The organism is Sinorhizobium alkalisoli (genome assembly GCF_008932245.1).
In the GTDB taxonomy this organism is placed as follows: domain Bacteria; phylum Pseudomonadota; class Alphaproteobacteria; order Rhizobiales; family Rhizobiaceae; genus Sinorhizobium; species Sinorhizobium alkalisoli.
Genome location: NZ_CP034909.1, coordinates 3,022,509 through 3,040,269, shown reverse-complemented (window position 1 = coordinate 3,040,269; position 17,761 = coordinate 3,022,509). Strand labels below are relative to the sequence as shown.

The following is a 17,761-nucleotide window of genomic DNA, read 5'->3' as shown; positions in this document are numbered from 1 at the left end:
CATGCCGCAATCATGAACGAGGCGCCGCAAATCATCTGCCGCGGGGGAATGGACATGGAGTTCTATATTCCGACGGAAACCGGGGAGTTCGTGGCCTTCTCAGCGGCCGGCGTGGCGGCGCTGATCGGTCTCGTCATGCTGTTCGCCCCGCGCCTTGCCTTTCGCGCGGCCGGCATCGGTCTTGCCGAAGGCCGCCGCGGCGGCCTGGCGGAGGCCCGTTCCACGATGGGCGGCATGCATGTCGGCCTTGGTCTCGGGGCCATCCTGCTCGCCCAGCCGATGGTCTATCTCGCCGTCGGGGCCGCCTTCGCACTTGCGGCTTTCGGTCGCGCTCTGTCGATGATGAGCGACAATGGCGCAACACTCTTCAACTGGCTCGCACTCGCCGTCCAGGCGGCGCTCGCGGCTCTTCCGCTTGCCTATGTCTTCGGGCTGATCTGACCGGAGCCGCGGGGACGCAGCGGAATTTACGGCAAAATCAACGCGAACCGGACGGGTAATGCCGCATTCCTGGCCCTGGCGTGTTGCGAGTCCAAACATCCTATGCTAGACGAACCGCGAATTGCGGGGGAAGTGGGTCTCACGGCCTCGATATCCTGCGAGTTATTGCAGCAAATTCAAGGTGTTAGGTGAGCAGTTCGCTGTCGCTGACGCTCTTGGATGATTTTGAGAGAAGCTTGTGCCCGTGGCAGACACATCCCAGCTTATTTCCGGTGTTGCAGAAAGATATGCCTCGTCGCTCTTCGAGCTGGCGCTCGAGGCCGGTTCGGTCGAGGCGGTTGGCGCCGAACTCGTTCGCGTCCAGGCGCTGATCGACGGCAGCGACGACCTGAAGCGGCTGGTCGTGAGCCCGGTCTTTTCCGCCGACGACCAGTTCAAGGCCGTTTCGGCGCTTGTCGAGAAGGTCGGCTTTTCCGGGCTGGTCGGCAACTTCCTCAAGGTCGTTGCCCGCAATCGTCGCCTCTTTGCGCTGCCGGGCATCATCAAGGCCTTCCGCCTGATCGCTGCGCGCCACCGGGGCGAAGTCACCGCCGACGTCACGTCGGCGCATGCGCTCACTGAAGCGCAGCAAACCGAATTGAAGGCGACGCTGAAAGGCGTCACCGGCAAAGACGTGGCGATCAACGTCACCGTCGACCCGTCTATTCTTGGAGGTCTGATCGTCAAGGTCGGGTCCCGCCAGATTGACACCTCCCTTCGCACCAAACTCTCTACCCTTAAGCTTGCACTGAAAGAGGTCGGCTGATGGATATCCGCGCCGCGGAAATCTCCGCAATTCTCAAAGATCAGATCAAAAATTTCGGCCAGGAAGCAGAAGTCTCCGAAGTCGGTCAGGTGCTTTCCGTCGGTGACGGTATTGCCCGCGTCTACGGCCTCGACAATGTCCAGGCAGGCGAGATGGTCGAATTCCCCGGCGGAATTCGCGGCATGGCGCTGAACCTCGAATCCGACAATGTCGGCGTGGTTATCTTCGGTTCCGACCGTGACATCAAGGAAGGCGACACGGTCAAGCGGACCGGCGCCATCGTGGATGTTCCGGTTGGTCCGGAGCTGCTCGGCCGCGTCGTCGACGCGCTCGGCAACCCGATCGACGGCAAGGGCCCGATCAATGCCAAGCAGCGCGCCCGCGTTGACGTCAAGGCGCCCGGCATCATTCCGCGCAAGTCGGTTCACGAGCCGATGTCGACCGGCCTCAAGGCCATCGATGCGCTGATCCCCGTCGGCCGCGGCCAGCGCGAGCTCGTCATCGGCGACCGCCAGACCGGCAAGACTGCGATCATCCTCGACACGATCCTCAATCAGAAGGCCATTCACGACAACGGTCCGGAAGGTGACAAGCTCTATTGCGTCTACGTCGCCATCGGCCAGAAGCGCTCGACGGTTGCGCAGTTCGTGAAGGTGCTCGAAGAGCGCGGTGCGCTGCAGTACTCGATCATCGTCGCCGCGACCGCTTCCGATCCGGCGCCGATGCAGTATCTGGCGCCCTTCGCCGGCTGCACGATGGGCGAATATTTCCGCGACAATGGCAAGCACGCTCTGATCGGATATGACGACCTCTCCAAGCAGGCCGTCGCCTACCGCCAGATGTCGCTGCTGCTCCGCCGCCCGCCGGGCCGCGAAGCCTATCCGGGCGACGTCTTTTACCTGCATTCGCGCCTGCTGGAGCGTGCCGCGAAGCTCAGCGACGACAATGGCGCCGGCTCGCTGACGGCACTGCCGGTCATCGAGACCCAGGGCAATGACGTGTCCGCGTTCATTCCGACGAACGTGATCTCGATCACCGACGGCCAGATCTTCCTGGAAACCGACCTGTTCTACCAGGGTATCCGCCCGGCCGTTAATGTCGGTCTGTCGGTGTCGCGCGTCGGCTCCGCCGCCCAGATCAAGGCGATGAAGCAGGTTGCCGGCTCGATCAAGGGCGAACTCGCGCAGTATCGCGAAATGGCGGCCTTCGCCCAGTTCGGCTCGGATCTCGACGCCGCGACGCAGCGCCTCTTGAACCGCGGTGCCCGCCTGACCGAACTCCTGAAGCAGCCGCAGTTCTCGCCGCTTAAGACGGAAGAGCAGGTTGCGGTGATCTTCGCCGGCGTCAACGGCTACCTCGACAAGCTGCCCGTCAATCAGGTCAGCAAGTTCGAGCAGGGCCTGCTTTCCTACCTGCGTTCGGAAGGCAAGGACGTGCTGGAGGCCATCCGCAAGGAGAAGGCGATCTCGGACGACATCAAGGGCAAGCTGAAGGCCGCTATCGACAGCTTCGCCAAGTCTTTCGCCTGAGCGGACTCCAACTAGGACGGACAACGGATGCCTTCACTTAAGGATCTGAAGAACCGGATCGCCTCCGTCAAGGCGACGCAGAAGATCACCAAGGCGATGAAGATGGTCGCCGCGGCGAAGCTTCGGCGCGCCCAGGAGGCGGCCGAGGCCGCCCGGCCCTATTCGCAGCGCATGGCTGCCGTTCTCGCCAATATCGCCCAGGCGGTCGGCGCGGACGACAGCGTGCCGCAGCTGATGACGGGCACCGGCAGGGACAACACGCACCTGTTGATCGTCTGCACGGCCGAACGCGGCCTCTGCGGCGGCTTCAACTCGCAGATCGCCCGCTTTGCCCGCGATCACGTGCGCAAGCTGCTCGCGCAGGGCAAGACGGTCAAGATCATCTGCGTCGGCAAGAAGGGCTTCGACATCCTTCGGCGGGAATTCGCGTCGCTGATCATCGACCGCGTCGATCTGCGCGAGGTCAAGAAGATCGGCTTCGAGAACGCCGACCGGATCAGTCACAAGGTCATCGAACTCTTCGAAAAGGGCGAGTTCGACGTCTGCACCTTGTTCTATTCCGAGTTCAAGTCCGTCATTTCGCAGGTTCCGACTGCCCAGCAGCTGATCCCGGCATCGGCCGAAACCGTTGCCGCCGAGGCAGGCAGCGCATCGGCGATCTACGAATACGAGCCGGACGCCGCGGCCATCCTCACGGATCTCATTCCGCGCAACATTTCGGTCCAGATCTTTCGGGCCCTGCTCGAGAACGTCGCCGGTGAGATGGGCGCCAAGATGAGTGCCATGGACAATGCGACGCGCAATGCCGGTGAGATGATCAACAAGCTGACGCTCAATTACAACCGTCAGCGGCAGGCGCAGATCACCAAGGAACTCATTGAAATCATCTCTGGCGCGGAAGCGCTCTAAGGTTACGAGAAGAGGGTAAGAATTATGGCTAAGGCAGCTACCCCGAAAGAAACCGCAGCGGCAAAGAAGCCTGCTGCTCCGAAGAAGGCAGCTCCCGCCAAGACGGCCGCTGTGGCTACCGGTGCTGTCGGCCGCGTCACGCAGGTCATCGGCGCCGTCGTCGACGTCGCCTTCGACGAGGGCAACCTCCCGCAGATCCTGAACGCGCTGGAAACCGACAACAAGGGCAACCGCCTCGTTCTCGAAGTCGCGCAGCATCTCGGCGAAAACGAGGTTCGCACGATCGCCATGGACTCGACCGAAGGTCTGGTTCGCGGCCAGTCGGTCACCGACACCGGGGGCCCGATCTCGGTTCCGGTCGGCAAGGAAACGCTCGGCCGCATCATGAACGTCATCGGCGAGCCGGTCGACGAAGCCGGCCCGCTGGAAACCTCGGCACGCCGCGCGATCCACCAGGACGCTCCCTCCTACGTCGAACAGTCGACGGAAGCGCAGATCCTCGTCACCGGCATCAAGGTGGTCGACCTGCTTGCGCCTTACGCAAAGGGCGGCAAGATCGGTCTCTTCGGCGGCGCTGGCGTCGGAAAGACCGTTTTGATCATGGAACTGATCAACAACGTCGCCAAGGCGCATGGCGGTTATTCGGTCTTCGCCGGCGTGGGTGAACGCACCCGCGAAGGCAACGACCTCTATCATGAAATGATCGAATCGGGCGTGAACAAGCATGGCGGCGGCGAAGGCTCCAAGGCCGCTCTCGTCTATGGCCAGATGAACGAACCGCCGGGCGCGCGCGCTCGCGTCGCTCTGACCGGCCTGACGGTTGCCGAACAGTTCCGTGACGAAGGTCAGGACGTTCTGTTCTTCGTTGACAACATCTTCCGCTTCACCCAGGCGGGTTCGGAAGTGTCGGCGCTGCTCGGCCGCATTCCGTCGGCCGTGGGTTACCAGCCGACGCTCGCCACGGACATGGGTTCGATGCAGGAGCGCATCACCACGACCACCAAGGGCTCGATCACCTCGGTTCAGGCGATCTATGTTCCGGCTGACGACTTGACCGACCCGGCGCCGGCGACCTCGTTCGCGCATCTCGACGCCACGACGGTTCTGTCGCGCTCGATCGCCGAAAAGGGCATCTATCCGGCCGTGGACCCGCTCGACTCGACGTCGCGCATGCTCGACCCGATGATCGTCGGCGAAGAGCACTACGAGGTCGCCCGTAAGGTCCAGGGCACGCTGCAGCGCTACAAGGCGCTCCAGGACATCATCGCCATCCTCGGCATGGACGAGCTTTCCGAAGAGGACAAGCTCGCCGTCGCCCGCGCCCGCAAGATCGAGCGCTTCCTGTCGCAGCCGTTCTTCGTTGCCGAAGTCTTCACCGGCTCGCCGGGCAAGCTGGTCGCGCTCGAAGACACGATCAAGGGCTTCAAGGGCCTCGTCAATGGCGAGTACGACCACCTGCCGGAAGCCGCCTTCTACATGGTCGGCTCCATCGACGAAGCCATCGAGAAGGCCAAGAAGCTGGCTGCCGAAGCCGCCTGATCCTGACATCGTAAACCGTGGCGCATGGCGCCACGGTTTTCATTCTGCCGCGGCGTCAGCGGTTGAGAACATGCACAGCCGCCGTTCGTTGCGGTGCGCTTACCAGAAGTGAATGGTCATGGCCGACAGTTTCAATTTCGAACTTGTTTCCCCGGAGCGCCTGCTGCTTTCCGCGCAGGTGACCGAAGTCGTCATCCCGGCAACCGAGGGTGAAATGACCGTGATGGCCAATCACGCGCCGACCATGACGACCGTCAAGCCGGGCGTTGTCACCGTCAAGATGGCCGACGGCACGAGCGAGCGTTTCGCCGTGTTCGGCGGTTTCGCCGATATCCTGCCGACCGGCTGCACGCTGCTTGCCGAATCGGCGGTCCATGTCGACGAACTCGACGTCTCGGTGCTCGAGAACCGCATCGCCTCGGTGCGCGCCGAACTCGAAGGTGCCGGCGACGAGAAGAGGACTCGCATCGAACAGTTCATCGCCGAACTGACCAAGCTCGGCGAGGTCGTCATCCCGGCCTGAAAGGGTCATCCCGAAAAGGGAGACTGACCAGGAGATGCAGCAGACCCCGCTTCCCGCGGGGTTTCTTGTTTGTGCGATGAGGAATGCGGCAGTGCCGGCGGGCTGCGTGGATTTCAACCGAGTGCAAACGAGTGATATCCACGACACCTACTGCATGTCTCCTTTAATCGACCTCGATTAAAGGGCAAAGACATGCAGCAATTCAAAGTGCTACAGCGACCTTTGCCCGTCTAATAAGACGCGCGGCGCTCTAGGATCGCCGGTCGTTTATGCGTGCCTAACAAGAAGCCCCGTGGCCAAGGAGTGGAATGCTTCGACAGCCTTGGGCAGCACATCCTGCGGATTGTCACTGGCAGCGATCCATAGAGCAGCATTAAGGGCAGCGCCGTTGAGAAGCCGAGCGGCAGCTTCTGCGTCAACGGGTTTGATGATTCCTTGTTTGATGAGCCGCTCTACGGTTCGCTCAGTCGCCTGCAGACAACCGCTCTGACTCGGCCACTGCGAAGGATCGCCCAAGACCGCAGGTCCATCGAGCAGAACGATGCGTTGCACTTCCGGATTAAGCGCCATCTCGATATAGGCCGCACCCTCTGCCAGCAATCCTTGCCAATCGCCTCCCGCACGTTCGCCTATTTCTTGCGCGTGCGACGCCATTTCAGAGTCGATCTGATGTATGACCGCCGCCAGAAGCCCACGCTTGTCTCCGAAGTTATGGTAGAGCGCGCCCCGCGTCAGACCGGCTTCGGCGGTCAACTCATCCATTGAAGCGGCTGAATACCCTTTTTCGGCGAAGGCCTTTCGTGCAGCCGCGATCAGCTTGACCCGATTCTCCTCCATCATCTCGGCGCGTCGTCTCGCCATCTCGTCCTCTATTTCGCATACGTCGCGTATTTTACAGTTGACATACGGAGCGTATATCTCATAGTTCATATACGTACCGTATATCAGCTTGCACGGCTTGTGAAGCTCGATGCACCGGGTGCGAGCCAGTGAAAAGGGATGAAAAAATGAACCACCGTGACGCAATCTTTCCTGCAAACAGGCATGCCCTTTACCAGGAGCACGGCTATTCGGCCGCCATTCGATCCGGTGACCTTTTGTTCGTATCCGGACAGGTCGGCAGCCGCTTAGATGGCACGCCTCACCCGGATTTCGAACATCAGGTGCAACTGGCTTTCGAAAACCTCAAAGCAACGTTGGACGCAGCCGGCTGCACGTTTGACGATATTGTGGACGTGACGACGTTCCACACAGACCCGGAGAACCAGTTCGGAACCATCATGGCCGTCAAGCAGCAGATTTTCAGCAAGCCGCCCTACCCAAACTGGACCGCAATCGGCGTGAACTGGCTGGCTGGCTTCGATTTCGAGATCAAGGTCATCGCGCGTATTCCGTCCGCCGTATGATCCTTCGCAAATATCCCAGATTTCGCGCCAAAGCCGGTGGCGTTGGAAGGTCAGGGGGGGCGGCAGGGATTTACAGGAAAGGCCAATGCTGGCGGTCACTGCAATGACTGCGTACGCAACCAAGGCGGGGGGGGGATCAGAGAGTAGTTCGGAAGATACGGATCGGGCTCATCCCATTTAGCCGGTTGACGGATACGGATAAATTCCGCTCGACTTGCCTGAAACAATTGGCGTCGAGGGGAAGCGTCACATGGAAGACGGAGCCACGATCAGAGCGGAGTTTCATGGCAATGACATTGCTGTCTCGTCGAGGGACCCGCTCATCGGAACCCTTGACCTAACATCATCCACCGACACAACAGTCGAGGTCATGCTCGATCGCTATAGTGCGGAGGCATTGCTCTCGGTAATCGTGCAATTCCTTGCCCAAGGACAAGGCGGATATGCCCCAAGCAGCCCTCCGCTGCCTTCGAACTGAATCTCCGTTATCCTGAACGTTTTCCAACGCGGGTCGGAATGCACCCGGTGGCAACCGTCACCTCGCGGCCCGCATCGAAAACCTTCAGGCAAGTGGACGAGGGATCCTTGTCGCAAACATCCGAATGAAATCGGCCCCTTTTGCGACTGGATTTTGGAATAGTCGGGCCGCGCGTCAGCTCGCCGCGCGCTCTGCCTCATGCTTCTGCGCGTAGTGGCGGCCGAAGCGGTTGGAGAGGAAGGTGTCGAGCGCGATATCCTCCTGGCGGATGAAGCCCTCGGTCGGGATCTTGTCTTCTGCCAGAAGGTCGAGCACGGCGCAGATGCTGCCGGCCGTGGTGATCTGGATGGCGCTTTGCATCCGCCCGGCCACGACGCCGCTATAGACCTTGTTGGCATAGGTTTCCTGGACCAGGTGTCCGTCGCGGAAGCCGGAAACGGTGACGAAGATGACCACGACGTCCTGCGTGGTGGTCGGCAGGGCGTTTTCCAGGATGTCCTTCAGGACCTCGCGGCGATGGCGCAGGCCGAGATCGTTCAGGAGCGCCTTGAAGATGGCGGCATGGCCGGGATAGCGGATCGTCTTGTAGTTCAGCGTGCGAACCTTGCTCGCGAGCGTTTCGCAGAGCGTGCCGAGGCCGCCCGAGGTGTTGAAGGCCTCGTAGGTGACGCCGTCGAGCGAGAATTCCTCGCGCGCTTCCATGGCCGGCACTTCGACCAGCGTGCCTTCGACGATGGCCTCGCAGGGCTCGATATACTCGTTGATGACTCCGTCCGTGCTCCAGGTCAGATTGTAGTTGAGTGCATTCGACGGATATTGCGGCAGGGCGCCGACGCGCATGCGCACGCTTTCTAGCTTGTCGAAGCGCTTGGCGAGATCGTAGGCGACGATCGAGATGAAGCCGGGCGCAAGCCCGCATTGCGGGATGAAGGCGGAATTGGCTTTTGCCGCGATCGCCTTGACCTGCCGGGTCGATTCGACGTCTTCCGTCAGGTCGAGATAATGAATACCGGCTCTAGCGGCCGCCTCGGCGATCGCGACCGTGAGGTGAAACGGTGCGGCGCTCAGCACCGCGAACTTGCCCTTGAGCAGATCGACGAGCGCTTGTCCGTCGGCGATGTCGACGACGGCCGACGAGATGGCGTCGTGCTTTGCGACGTCCTGCAGTTGCTCGGCGTTGCGGTCGACGACGCAGACACGGTAATCGCCGGAGTGGGCGAGCATGCGCGCGATGGTCGATCCGATCTTGCCGGCACCGATGACAACGATCTCTTTCATTCTTCTTCCCCTGAGTATGAATCCTTCCATTATCATTCTCCTCCTATCCACCATTGCTTTGAAGCGTTGAAATGACTAAATCGATGTGAGGAAATCGGCATTTCGCCGATCAGGATCGACATTATGCAGGTTACCGCCAAGGACCGTGAACTTCTCGCCATCCTCAGCGAAAACGCCCGCATGCCGACGGCGACGATCGCGCGGCGGCTCGGCCTCTCGCGCACGACCGTGCAGGCGCGCATCGAGCGGCTCGAGCGCGAGGGCGTGATCGCCGGCTACGGCGTGCGGCTGTCGGAGACTTACGAGAAGGGGCTGGTGAAGGCGCATATGCTGATCACCATCGCGCCGCGGGCCTTGAGCCGCGTCACGCCCGAGCTTGCGGCGATCCGGGAGATCCGGACGCTGCATTCGGTCAGCGGCAGTTTCGATCTCATTGCCGTCGTCGCGGCAAGCTCGATCAGCGAGCTGGATCTGCTGATCGACCGTATCGGCGAAATCGACGGCGTGGAAAAGACGCTCTCCTCGATCATCCTTTCGACCCGTATCGATCGCTGAGAGTCGCTGTCAGCGTCTATCGTTCCGCCCAGCGCCACCGGCATTCCAGGCCGCGGGACCGAGGACAAAGGTAACCGGCGAACCGTCGCCCGGCGTCAGCCATTTCTCCCGATCGAAGTAGGTCCCGGCAATGGTCTTCGCCCGCGTTTCGGTCCTTTGATTGGCAAGGAAGTTGTAACGCGGGGTTTCGCCGGATTCTTGGGCGAACCGGATGCGGCTGCCGAAGCGCTCAAGATCGAACGCGTCGAGCGCCTGGATCTTGAGCGCGATGCTCTCGCGGTCGGCCCAGCGCACATGGGTGAGAAACACCGATGCGGCCCGTGCCGCAGCGCTGGTCACGGCCTGGGCGTCTTCGGGATGTTCGATGTTCAACTTCACCCGGAAGGAGGAGATCTCGTCCTGGTCGCTGCCCTTTACGAAGATGAAGATCGACGAGCTCTTCTCCTCCCCCGGCCGTGGGAAGGGGACGAGCGAGGAGCACTCCCAGCGGCCGCTTTCGGCGGCCGTCCATTCGAGATTGCGGAAGCCGGCATCGCGCAGGCCGTCGCAAAGCGCTCGCGGATTGCTGCGGATCTGCCGGAGGAACTGCTGCTCCGGCGCATCGAGATCCGCAAAGATACGCTCCGGAAGCATCACCTGCGGCGGTGGCATGCGCGGCGGCGGGCGAGGTGGCGCGGGCGGTTCTTCCGGTTCCGGTGTGCTTGCCGGTAGTCCCAGTGCGGCCAGAAGCTGCTTCAGATTACGCTGCTCGTTTGCAAGAAGCACGGTGGCCAGGATCGCCGTGAAGATCAGCGCGACGGCACCCGTGAAGAAAGCAATGCCGGCGCGGCCCCTATGCTTTCTCTCCATCGGTCTGCAACTCACTTTCACTCAACTGAAAGGGCGCACAATAGGGGATCAGGGTGCCGCTCTCCAGTGGCTTCTCGCCGCTAACGGGTGCGGCTGCGCTGCGCCTCCATCCGTGCCGTCCTCCAGGTGGAATAGCCGAAGGCGAGAAGGAATATCGCCGTCATCAGCAGCACGATGGTGGGCGCCGGGGCGCTGTCGATGAAGAAGGAGATGTAGACGCCGGAGAAGGACGCGACGACGGCGATCAGGACCGCGGTCACGAGCATGCTGCTGAAGGTCCGGGTCAGCAGATAGGCGATCGCACCGGGGGCTATCAGCATGGCGATTGCGAGGATCAGTCCGACGGCCTTCAGCGCGCCGACGATCGTCAGCGACAGGATCGCAAGCAGGCCGTAATGCAGCCACGCGACCGGCAGTCCGACCGCACGCGCTTGGGCCGGATCGAAGGCGTGAAGCAGCAGGTCGCGCCATTTGACCGCGAGCACGCCGGCGGCAATGAGTGCGATTACACCGGTCTCGAGGATGTCGGCCCAGCCGATGCCGAGCATGTCGCCGAAGAGGATGTGATCGAGATGCACATCGCTCTGGATATTCACGTAGAGCACGAGCCCGAGGCCGAACATGCCGGAAAAGACCACGCCCATCACCGTGTCCTGCTTGATGCGGCTGTTCTCCTTGAGATAGCCGGTCAGGAGCGCGCAACACATGCCGGCGGCGAAGGCGCCGACGGCAAGCGGCAGGCCGACGATGTAGGAGACGACGACGCCCGGGAAAACCGCATGCGAGATCGCGTCGCCCATCAGCGACCAGCCCTTCAGCACGAGATAGCAGGAGAGCATGGCGGTGGGGATTGCGACGAGCACCGAGATGATCAGCGCGTTGCGCATGAACTCGAACTCAAAGACGGCGGTCAGCATGTCGAGAGATATCATCGCTGAGCCTCCAGGGCTGCGGATGCGCGGCGGCGAGCGGCGATGAGGCCATGTTTCGGGGCAAGCACGAAGGCGAGAAGGAAGATCAGCGTCTGCAGCACGATGATGATGCCGCCGGTCGCCCCGTCGAGGAAATAGCTCGCATAGGCGCCGACGAAGCTGGTGAGTGCGCCGATGGCAATGCTGATGACGATCAGCCGCGGGAAGCGGTCCGTCAGCAGATAACCGGTCGCGCCGGGCGTCACGACCATGGCAATGACGAGAAAGGCGCCGACGGTCTGGAGCGCGGCCACGGTCGAGGCGGAGAGCAGGGCGAAGAACAGCACCTTCAGGAACATCGTGTTGATGCCGATCGAGCGGGCGTGGCTCTCGTCGAAGAAGGTCACCATCAGATCCTTCCATTTGGCGGAGAGGATCGCGAGAGAGACGAATCCGATGATCGCCAGCTGCAGCGTGTCGGCGGGCGTGATGGCGAGGATATTGCCGAGCACGATCGTCTGGATGTTCACCGAGGTCGGCGACAATGACACCATGAAAAGCCCGAGCCCGAAGAAGGAGGTGAAGATCAGGCCGATGATCGTATCCTCCTTGAGCCGCGTCCGCTGATTGAGGAACAGCATGGCGGCGGCGGCAAGCGTTCCGGAAAAGAAGGCGCCGAGCGAAAAGGGCAGGCCGAGCATATAGGCGCCGGCGACGCCGGGCACGATCGAATGGGAGAGCGCGTCGCCGATCAGCGACCAGCCTTTCAGCATCAGATAGGCCGAGAGGAAGGCGCAGACGGCGCCGACCAGCGCGCTGACCCACATGGCGTTCAGCATGTAGGAATAGGTAAACGGCTCCAGGAGCGTCGCGATCATCCGGCGTCCGTCTCCGCTTCCGTTTCGGGCTTGGCCGGCTGCGGCACCATCTGTCCTTTCGCGCCATACATGACGAGCGGCCGCTCGTCGTCGCTGATGACCGATAGCTGACGGGGATCAGCGTCGTCATGCAGGCTTTCGCCGCCGAGCACGAAGTGACGCAGCACGCCGCCGAAGGCGAGTTCGAGATTGTCGCGGGTGAAGGTTGACTCGGTCGGGCCGTAGGCGAGCACGGTGTTCTTGAGGAGCACGGTCCGGTCGCAGAATTCCGGCACGCTGCCGAGATTATGGGTGGAGACGAGCATGACCCGTCCCTCGTCGCGCAGGCCGAGGAGCAAGCGGATGATCGCGTCCTCGGTCTTGACATCGACGCCGGTGAAGGGCTCGTCGAGCAGGATGATGCGGCCATCCTGGGCGAGCGCCCGGGCGAGGAAGACACGTTTCTTCTGTCCCCCGGACAGCTCGCCGATCTGGCGCTTGCGGAAATCGCTCATGCCGACGCGCGCCAGCGCCGCCTCGACCGCCTCATGGTCCGCCTTTTTCGGTATGCGCAGCATGTTCATATGGCCGTAGCGGCCCATCATCACCACGTCCTCGACGAGGACCGGGAAGTTCCAGTCGACCTCCTCGGCCTGCGGCACATAGGCGACAAGGTTCTTCTTCAGCGCCTGCGGCACGCTTAGGCCCAGGACGGAAATCTCGCCCTTGGTGAGGCGGACGAAACCCATGATCGCCTTGAACATCGTCGACTTGCCGCTGCCATTGACCCCGACAAGGGCGGCGATCGTCCCGGTCGGGACTTCGAAGGAGGCATCGCTGAGCGCCCGGTGGCCGTTGCGATAGACGACCGTCGCGTCGCGGACGCGAATGCCGCTTCCCTCGTCTTGGGGCACCGGCCGCCTGACCGGCCGGGCCTTTGTCTGCAGGTTCATTGCGAAAGACCTTTCGCGATGGTTTCGGAGGTGGCGCGCAGCAGGTCGATATAGGTCGGAACGGGACCGCCCGCCTCGCTCAGCGAGTCCACATAGAGCACCCCACCATATTTTGCACCCGTCTCGCGCGCCACTTGCATGGCCGGATCGGGCGAGATCGTGCTCTCGGAAAAGACCACCGGGATGTTGTTGGCCCTGACCGCGTCGATCACCTTGCGCACCTGCTGCGGCGTACCCTGCTGGTCGGCATTGATCGGCCAGAGGTAAAGCTCCTTCAGGCCGAAATCGCGGGCGAGATAGCTGAAGGCGCCCTCGCTCGAGACAAGCCAGCGCCTTTCGGTCGGGATCTTGTCCAGTTCCGCGCGGATCGGCGTGATCGCCGCCTCGATCTTCTTCTTGTAGGCCTCGGCGTTCGCCTTGTAAGTCTCCGCGTTTTCCGGGTCGTATTTGACGAAGGCGTCGCGGATATTGTCGACATAGATCAGCGCCGACGTTGGCGACATCCACGCATGGGGGTTCGGCTTGCCCGTGTACGGACCCTCGGCGATGCCCATCGGCTCGACGCCGTCGGATACGACGACGCCGGGAATATCGTCGAAGTTCTGGAAGAACTTCTCGAACCAGAGTTCGAGATTGAGCCCGTTCCAGAAGATCAGTTGCGCGCCGTGCGCCTTGAGGATGTCGCGCGGGGTCGGCTGGTAGTTGTGGATTTCGGCGCCCGGCTTGGTGATCGATTCCACGATCGCCGCGTCGCCTGCGACGTTCTGCGCCATGTCGGCAATGACGGTGAAGGTGGTGACGGCCTTGAATTTTTCCGCCGCTGCAGCCGTGGGCGTGAGGGATAGGGCGGCCATTGCCGCGGCGGCGGCCAGTATCGTGCGCCTCGTCAGATCGATCATTCACAACTCCATTTTGCCAACTCCCACTATGGGTAGGCGAATAGTCTGCATAAGTCAATGCAAATGAGAACCATTTGCAACTAGCTATTTTCAATGTCGTCGCCCTTGGATAGTGTCGGCGGATGGCAAAGACGAAGAATAAGGTCGAGGAATTGGAGGGAATCCTGCGCGATGGTGGCGTGCGCGTGACGCGCCAGCGGGCCGCCATCCTGAAGATCCTGGCCGAGGCCGAAGACCATCCGGATGCAAGCGAGTTGCACAGGCGTGCCAAGGAGATCGATGCAACGGTATCGCTCTCCACCGTCTATCGGACGCTTTCGGCGCTGGAGCAGCAGGGGGTCGTGCAGCGGCACGCCTTCGAGAACGCCACCGCCCGCTTCGAGACGGCCGACGCGCCCCACCACGACCACCTGATTGACATCGACACCGGCGACGTGATCGAGTTCCGCTCCGACAAGATCGAGCAGCTGCAGGCGGAGATCGCCGCCGAACTCGGCTACGATCTGGTGCGCCACCGGCTGGAGCTCTATTGCCGCAAGCGCAAGGATTGAGTGAGGCTCTTCTGGATCGAATCCTGTCACTGGCACTGGCAGCGAAGCACCCCCTCTGGCCAGAGGGGGTATCCTCGCTTTACCGGATTTCACTACTGAAATTTTTCTTCGATCCGTTCACTGCTGAAGAGCGAAAACCGGGGCTGTTTCCAGCCCCGGCGCCGCATCTCCGATTTCGTGCGCCGCCCGAAAGTTCCGGGCGGCGCTTATCAGTCGATAGCCTCAGTTCGTCTGCCAGCTCTTGACCAGTTCGTCGTAATTGACGGTGATCGGCTGTTCCTTCTCGTTCTCGACCTTCAACTGCGGAGCGAGGTTGCCGGCCTTGACGGCTTCCGCGTTCCAATATTCGAGATCGTGCTCTTCGGCGAGCTTCGGACCGATATCGCCCTGGATGCCGGCGCGTTCGAGGCGCTGCAGCACCTTCTCCTGTTCGGCGCAGAGCGAGTCCATCGCTTCCTGCGCGGACTTGGCGCCGGAAGAGGCATCGCCGATCGCCTGCCACCAGAGCTGTGCCAGCTTCGGATAGTCAGGCACGTTGGTGCCGGTCGGGGTCCACTGCACGCGCGCCGGCGAGCGATAGAACTCGATCAGGCCGCCGAGCTTCGGTGCGCGCTCGGTGAAGCTCGGATGGTCGAGGGTCGACTGGCGGATGAAGGTGAGGCCGACATGGCTCTTCTTCACGTCGAGGGTCTTGGACGTGACGAACTGCGCGTAGAGCCAGGCGGCCTTGGCGCGGTCCTCGGGCGTGGACTTCAGAAGAGTCCAGGAGCCGGCGTCCTGATAGCCGAGCTTCATGCCGTCCTTCCAGTAGACGCCGTGCGGGGAGGGCGCCATGCGCCACTTCGGCGTGCCGTCGGCATTGACGACCGGCAGGCCGTCCTTGACCATGTCGGCGGTGAAGGCGGTGTACCAGAACATCTGCTGGGCGACCGCACCCTGGGCCGGAACCGGGCCGGCTTCGGAGAAGGTCATGCCTTGCGCTTCCGGCGGCGCGTAGCTCTTCAGCCAGGTCAGGTACTTCTCGATCGAGTAGACGGCGGCCGGGCCGTTGGTGTCGCCGCCGCGCGCGACGCAGGAGCCGACGGGCCTGGAGTTCTCGTCGACCTTGATGCCCCATTCGTCGACGGGCTTGCCGTTCGGGATGCCTTTGTCGCCGTTGCCGGCCATGGACAGCCAGGCGTCGGTGAAGCGCCAGCCGAGCGACGGGTCCTTCTTGCCGTAGTCCATGTGGCCATAGACCTTCTTGCCGTCGATCTCGCGGCCGTTGAAGAACTCGGCAATGTCCTCATAGGCCGACCAGTTGACCGGCACGCCGAGGTCGTAGCCGTACTTGGCCTTGAACTCCTCCTGGATCTTCGGGTCGTTGAACCAGTCGTAGCGGAACCAGTAGAGATTGGCGAACTGCTGGTCGGGAAGCTGGTAGAGCTTACCATCCGGAGCCGTGGTGAAGGACTTGCCGATGAAGTCGTCGACGTCGAGGTTGGGATTGGTGACGTCCTTGCCCTCGTTTTCCATCCAGTCGGTCAGGTTCCGGGCCTGCTGATAGCGCCAATGGGTGCCGATCAGGTCGCTATCGTTGATATAGGCGTCATAGATGTTCTCGCCCGACTGCATCTGGGTCTGCAGCTTCTCGACCACGTCGCCCTCGCCGATCAGGTCGTGGGTGATCTTGATGCCGGTGATCGCGGTGAAGGCTGGCGCCAGCACTTTCGATTCGTATTCATGGGTGGTGATCGTTTCGGAGACCACCTTGATCTCCATGCCGGCGAAGGGTTTCGCCGCATCGACGAACCATTGCATTTCCGCCTCTTGGGCGCCTCGGTCGAGCGAGGAGAGATCGCCGATCTCCTTGTCCAGGAACTGCTTTGCCTCATCCATGCCGGCAAAGGCCGAGCCGGTTAGGGCCAGCAGCATGGCTGCCGTCGTTGTCAAAAGGTGCCGTCGCATCAATTCCTCCCTTGGGTTTGCGATTGCGATGCCTTGCAGTTTCGAAGGGCACCCCTCGGGAACACCCTTCATTCCGATGCCTCAGACGTAGCGGAACACGCCGATGGCGTAGATCACCGAGAGGGCGATCGCCCACCAGAGATTTGCGCCGATCAGTCCCAGCCAGGCGAGGTGAATGAATGCGCTTCCGAGAAGCGACACGAAGAGGCGGTCGCCGCGCGTCGTTTCGAAGCGCAGGATGCCGACGCGTGGATTGCCGCCGGGCCGGGCATATTCCCAGACAGCCATCAGCGACAGGAGCGCGAAGATCGTCAGAAAGAACATGGCGGTCGGGAATGACCAGGCCATCCAGCCGCCGGGAACGAGCGAGGCGAACCAGTCGCGCTCGCCGTCCTTGACCGGCAGAGCGGAGATGAGCAGGCCCGCGGCGGCGACATAGATGACGAGCACGGCGACGAGTGCGACGGGCCAGCGGTTGTTGCGCGTGGCGACGATTGCCATCAGACCCTCCCCAGGGCAAAGCCCTTGGCAATGTAGTTGCGGACGAAATAGATCACGAGCGCGCCGGGGATGATCGTCAGCACGCCGGCGGCGGCGAGCACGCCCCAGTCGAGGCCGGAGGCCGATACCGTCCGCGTCATCGTCGCGGCGATCGGCTTGGCGTCGGTCGTCGTCAGCGTGCGGGCGATCAGGAGTTCGACCCAGGAGAACATGAAGCAGAAGAAGGCGGCGACCCCGATGCCCGAGGCGATCAGCGGCACGAAGATCTTCACGAAGAAGCGGGGGAAGGAGTAGCCGTCGATATAGGCGGTCTCGTCGATCTCCTTCGGCACGCCGGACATGAAGCCTTCCAGGATCCAGACGGCGAGCGGGACGTTGAAGAGGCAGTGCGCAATCGCGACGGCGATGTGGGTGTCGATCAGGCCGAAGGCGGAATAGAGCTGGAAGAAGGGCAGCGCGAAGACGGCCGGCGGCGCCATCCGGTTGGTCAACAGCCAGAAGAACAGGTGCTTGTCGCCGAGGAAGCGGTAGCGCGAGAAGGCATAGGCCGCCGGTAGAGCCACAGCAACCGAGATCACCGTGTTCATCACCACATAGGTGATCGAGTTGATGTAACCGTTGTACCAGGACGGGTCGGTGAAGATCACGGTGTAGTTGCGCAGCGTGGGGTTCTGCGGCCACAGCGAGAAGGTGCTCAGGATCTCGCTCGTCTCCTTGAAGCTCATGTTCACGAGCCAGTAGATCGGCAGGAGCAGGAAGACGATGTAGAGCGTCGGCACCAGCCAGGAGAGGCGCTGCGACAGCGGTTGCTTGGTGGTCATCATGGTTTT

19 protein-coding genes are annotated in these 17,761 nt (G+C 62.0%); 9 read left to right on the top strand and 10 right to left on the bottom strand.

Annotation, left to right across the window (positions count from 1 at the left end; genetic code table 11):
- Positions 1 to 54 precede the first annotated feature (54 nt).
- The 6 genes from EKH55_RS14605 (at position 55) to EKH55_RS14580 (ending at position 5,746) form a co-directional block, all read left to right on the top strand.
- Positions 55 to 441, top strand: a complete 387-nt coding sequence (locus EKH55_RS14605; RefSeq protein ID WP_151611682.1) for an AGROH133_08824 family phage infection protein — start codon at positions 55 to 57, stop codon at positions 439 to 441.
- A gap of 238 nt (positions 442 to 679) precedes the next feature.
- Complete coding sequence (locus EKH55_RS14600; protein WP_151611681.1) at positions 680 to 1,246, top strand: F0F1 ATP synthase subunit delta; 567 nt, start codon at positions 680 to 682, stop codon at positions 1,244 to 1,246.
- Positions 1,246 to 2,775 carry a F0F1 ATP synthase subunit alpha gene (atpA, locus tag EKH55_RS14595; protein ID WP_069458686.1) on the top strand — a complete coding sequence of 510 codons (1,530 nt, stop codon included), beginning with the start codon at positions 1,246 to 1,248 and terminating at the stop codon, positions 2,773 to 2,775. The genes EKH55_RS14600 and atpA overlap by 1 nt, the downstream gene beginning before the upstream one ends.
- A 27-nt stretch (positions 2,776 to 2,802) precedes the next feature.
- Positions 2,803 to 3,684 carry a F0F1 ATP synthase subunit gamma gene (locus EKH55_RS14590; protein ID WP_069458685.1) on the top strand — a complete coding sequence of 294 codons (882 nt, stop codon included), beginning with the start codon at positions 2,803 to 2,805 and terminating at the stop codon, positions 3,682 to 3,684.
- A gap of 24 nt (positions 3,685 to 3,708) precedes the next feature.
- Positions 3,709 to 5,223, top strand: coding sequence for a F0F1 ATP synthase subunit beta (gene atpD / locus EKH55_RS14585; protein WP_083265329.1), 1,515 nt, complete (start codon positions 3,709 to 3,711; stop codon positions 5,221 to 5,223).
- 118 nt (positions 5,224 to 5,341) lie between these two features.
- Complete coding sequence (locus EKH55_RS14580; protein ID WP_069458952.1) at positions 5,342 to 5,746, top strand: F0F1 ATP synthase subunit epsilon; 405 nt, start codon at positions 5,342 to 5,344, stop codon at positions 5,744 to 5,746.
- Positions 5,747 to 6,013: 267 nt separating this feature from the next.
- On the opposite strand, the gene EKH55_RS14575 is transcribed toward EKH55_RS14580, so the two are convergent.
- Positions 6,014 to 6,607: a TetR/AcrR family transcriptional regulator gene (locus tag EKH55_RS14575; protein WP_069458951.1), complete on the bottom strand. Its 594-nt coding sequence runs from the start codon at positions 6,605 to 6,607 to the stop codon at positions 6,014 to 6,016.
- Positions 6,608 to 6,753: 146 nt separating this feature from the next.
- Between EKH55_RS14575 and EKH55_RS14570 the strand changes: the two genes are divergently transcribed.
- Positions 6,754 to 7,152: a RidA family protein gene (locus EKH55_RS14570; protein ID WP_069458684.1), complete on the top strand. Its 399-nt coding sequence runs from the start codon at positions 6,754 to 6,756 to the stop codon at positions 7,150 to 7,152.
- 652 nt (positions 7,153 to 7,804) lie between these two features.
- On the opposite strand, the gene EKH55_RS14560 is transcribed toward EKH55_RS14570, so the two are convergent.
- Positions 7,805 to 8,908, bottom strand: coding sequence for a saccharopine dehydrogenase family protein (locus tag EKH55_RS14560; RefSeq protein WP_151611678.1), 1,104 nt, complete (start codon positions 8,906 to 8,908; stop codon positions 7,805 to 7,807).
- A 123-nt stretch (positions 8,909 to 9,031) separates the two neighbouring features.
- Between EKH55_RS14560 and EKH55_RS14555 the strand changes: the two genes are divergently transcribed.
- Positions 9,032 to 9,463, top strand: coding sequence for an Lrp/AsnC family transcriptional regulator (locus tag EKH55_RS14555; protein ID WP_151611677.1), 432 nt, complete (start codon positions 9,032 to 9,034; stop codon positions 9,461 to 9,463).
- A 9-nt stretch (positions 9,464 to 9,472) separates the two neighbouring features.
- Here EKH55_RS14555 and EKH55_RS14550 read toward each other — a convergent pair whose 3' ends face one another.
- The 5 genes from EKH55_RS14550 to EKH55_RS14530 all read right to left on the bottom strand — a co-directional run bounded on the left by EKH55_RS14550 (position 9,473) and on the right by EKH55_RS14530 (position 13,932).
- Positions 9,473 to 10,312 carry a DUF6030 family protein gene (locus tag EKH55_RS14550; RefSeq protein ID WP_151611676.1) on the bottom strand — a complete coding sequence of 280 codons (840 nt, stop codon included), beginning with the start codon at positions 10,310 to 10,312 and terminating at the stop codon, positions 9,473 to 9,475.
- A gap of 80 nt (positions 10,313 to 10,392) precedes the next feature.
- Complete coding sequence (locus tag EKH55_RS14545) at positions 10,393 to 11,244, bottom strand: metal ABC transporter permease (protein WP_151611675.1); 852 nt, start codon at positions 11,242 to 11,244, stop codon at positions 10,393 to 10,395.
- A complete protein-coding gene (locus tag EKH55_RS14540) occupies positions 11,241 to 12,101 on the bottom strand; it encodes a metal ABC transporter permease (RefSeq protein WP_069458678.1) in 861 nt (286 codons plus the stop codon). The genes EKH55_RS14545 and EKH55_RS14540 overlap by 4 nt, the downstream gene beginning before the upstream one ends.
- Positions 12,098 to 13,033 (bottom strand): manganese/iron ABC transporter ATP-binding protein, encoded by a 936-nt coding sequence (locus EKH55_RS14535; protein ID WP_069458677.1) that lies wholly within the window; start codon positions 13,031 to 13,033, stop codon positions 12,098 to 12,100. Before EKH55_RS14535 ends, EKH55_RS14540 begins: the two co-directional genes overlap by 4 nt.
- The gene (locus tag EKH55_RS14530) at positions 13,030 to 13,932 is read right to left on the bottom strand and encodes a metal ABC transporter substrate-binding protein (protein ID WP_151611674.1); all 903 of its coding nucleotides are present in this window, start codon (positions 13,930 to 13,932) and stop codon (positions 13,030 to 13,032) included. The genes EKH55_RS14535 and EKH55_RS14530 overlap by 4 nt, the downstream gene beginning before the upstream one ends.
- A 122-nt stretch (positions 13,933 to 14,054) precedes the next feature.
- On the opposite strand from EKH55_RS14530, the gene EKH55_RS14525 reads away from it, so the two are divergent.
- A complete protein-coding gene (locus tag EKH55_RS14525; RefSeq protein WP_069458675.1) occupies positions 14,055 to 14,483 on the top strand; it encodes a Fur family transcriptional regulator in 429 nt (142 codons plus the stop codon).
- 222 nt (positions 14,484 to 14,705) lie between these two features.
- Here EKH55_RS14525 and EKH55_RS14520 read toward each other — a convergent pair whose 3' ends face one another.
- The 3 genes from EKH55_RS14520 to EKH55_RS14510 all read right to left on the bottom strand — a co-directional run bounded on the left by EKH55_RS14520 (position 14,706) and on the right by EKH55_RS14510 (position 17,755).
- Positions 14,706 to 16,430 (bottom strand): ABC transporter substrate-binding protein, encoded by a 1,725-nt coding sequence (locus tag EKH55_RS14520; RefSeq protein WP_069458674.1) that lies wholly within the window; start codon positions 16,428 to 16,430, stop codon positions 14,706 to 14,708.
- Positions 16,431 to 16,511: 81 nt separating this feature from the next.
- On the bottom strand, positions 16,512 to 16,931 hold the full coding sequence (locus tag EKH55_RS14515) for a DUF2160 domain-containing protein (RefSeq protein ID WP_069458673.1): 420 nt from the start codon (positions 16,929 to 16,931) through the stop codon (positions 16,512 to 16,514).
- Entirely contained in the window at positions 16,931 to 17,755 is an 825-nt protein-coding gene (locus EKH55_RS14510) for a carbohydrate ABC transporter permease (RefSeq protein ID WP_069458672.1), read from the bottom strand. Before EKH55_RS14510 ends, EKH55_RS14515 begins: the two co-directional genes overlap by 1 nt.
- Positions 17,756 to 17,761: the final 6 nt, after the last annotated feature.

Coding starts and splice junctions, on each gene's coding strand:
- EKH55_RS14605 (WP_151611682.1), top strand. CDS start 55: ATGGAGTTCTATATTCCGACGGAAACCGGGGAGTTCGTGGCCTTCTCA.
- atpA (WP_069458686.1), top strand. CDS start 1,246: ATGGATATCCGCGCCGCGGAAATCTCCGCAATTCTCAAAGATCAGATC.
- EKH55_RS14590 (WP_069458685.1), top strand. CDS start 2,803: ATGCCTTCACTTAAGGATCTGAAGAACCGGATCGCCTCCGTCAAGGCG.
- atpD (WP_083265329.1), top strand. CDS start 3,709: ATGGCTAAGGCAGCTACCCCGAAAGAAACCGCAGCGGCAAAGAAGCCT.
- EKH55_RS14580 (WP_069458952.1), top strand. CDS start 5,342: ATGGCCGACAGTTTCAATTTCGAACTTGTTTCCCCGGAGCGCCTGCTG.
- EKH55_RS14575 (WP_069458951.1), bottom strand. CDS start 6,607: ATGGCGAGACGACGCGCCGAGATGATGGAGGAGAATCGGGTCAAGCTG.
- EKH55_RS14570 (WP_069458684.1), top strand. CDS start 6,754: ATGAACCACCGTGACGCAATCTTTCCTGCAAACAGGCATGCCCTTTAC.
- EKH55_RS14560 (WP_151611678.1), bottom strand. CDS start 8,908: ATGAAAGAGATCGTTGTCATCGGTGCCGGCAAGATCGGATCGACCATC.
- EKH55_RS14555 (WP_151611677.1), top strand. CDS start 9,032: ATGCAGGTTACCGCCAAGGACCGTGAACTTCTCGCCATCCTCAGCGAA.
- EKH55_RS14550 (WP_151611676.1), bottom strand. CDS start 10,312: ATGGAGAGAAAGCATAGGGGCCGCGCCGGCATTGCTTTCTTCACGGGT.
- EKH55_RS14545 (WP_151611675.1), bottom strand. CDS start 11,244: ATGATATCTCTCGACATGCTGACCGCCGTCTTTGAGTTCGAGTTCATG.
- EKH55_RS14540 (WP_069458678.1), bottom strand. CDS start 12,101: ATGATCGCGACGCTCCTGGAGCCGTTTACCTATTCCTACATGCTGAAC.
- EKH55_RS14535 (WP_069458677.1), bottom strand. CDS start 13,033: ATGAACCTGCAGACAAAGGCCCGGCCGGTCAGGCGGCCGGTGCCCCAA.
- EKH55_RS14530 (WP_151611674.1), bottom strand. CDS start 13,932: ATGATCGATCTGACGAGGCGCACGATACTGGCCGCCGCCGCGGCAATG.
- EKH55_RS14525 (WP_069458675.1), top strand. CDS start 14,055: ATGGCAAAGACGAAGAATAAGGTCGAGGAATTGGAGGGAATCCTGCGC.
- EKH55_RS14520 (WP_069458674.1), bottom strand. CDS start 16,430: ATGCGACGGCACCTTTTGACAACGACGGCAGCCATGCTGCTGGCCCTA.
- EKH55_RS14515 (WP_069458673.1), bottom strand. CDS start 16,931: ATGGCAATCGTCGCCACGCGCAACAACCGCTGGCCCGTCGCACTCGTC.
- EKH55_RS14510 (WP_069458672.1), bottom strand. CDS start 17,755: ATGATGACCACCAAGCAACCGCTGTCGCAGCGCCTCTCCTGGCTGGTG.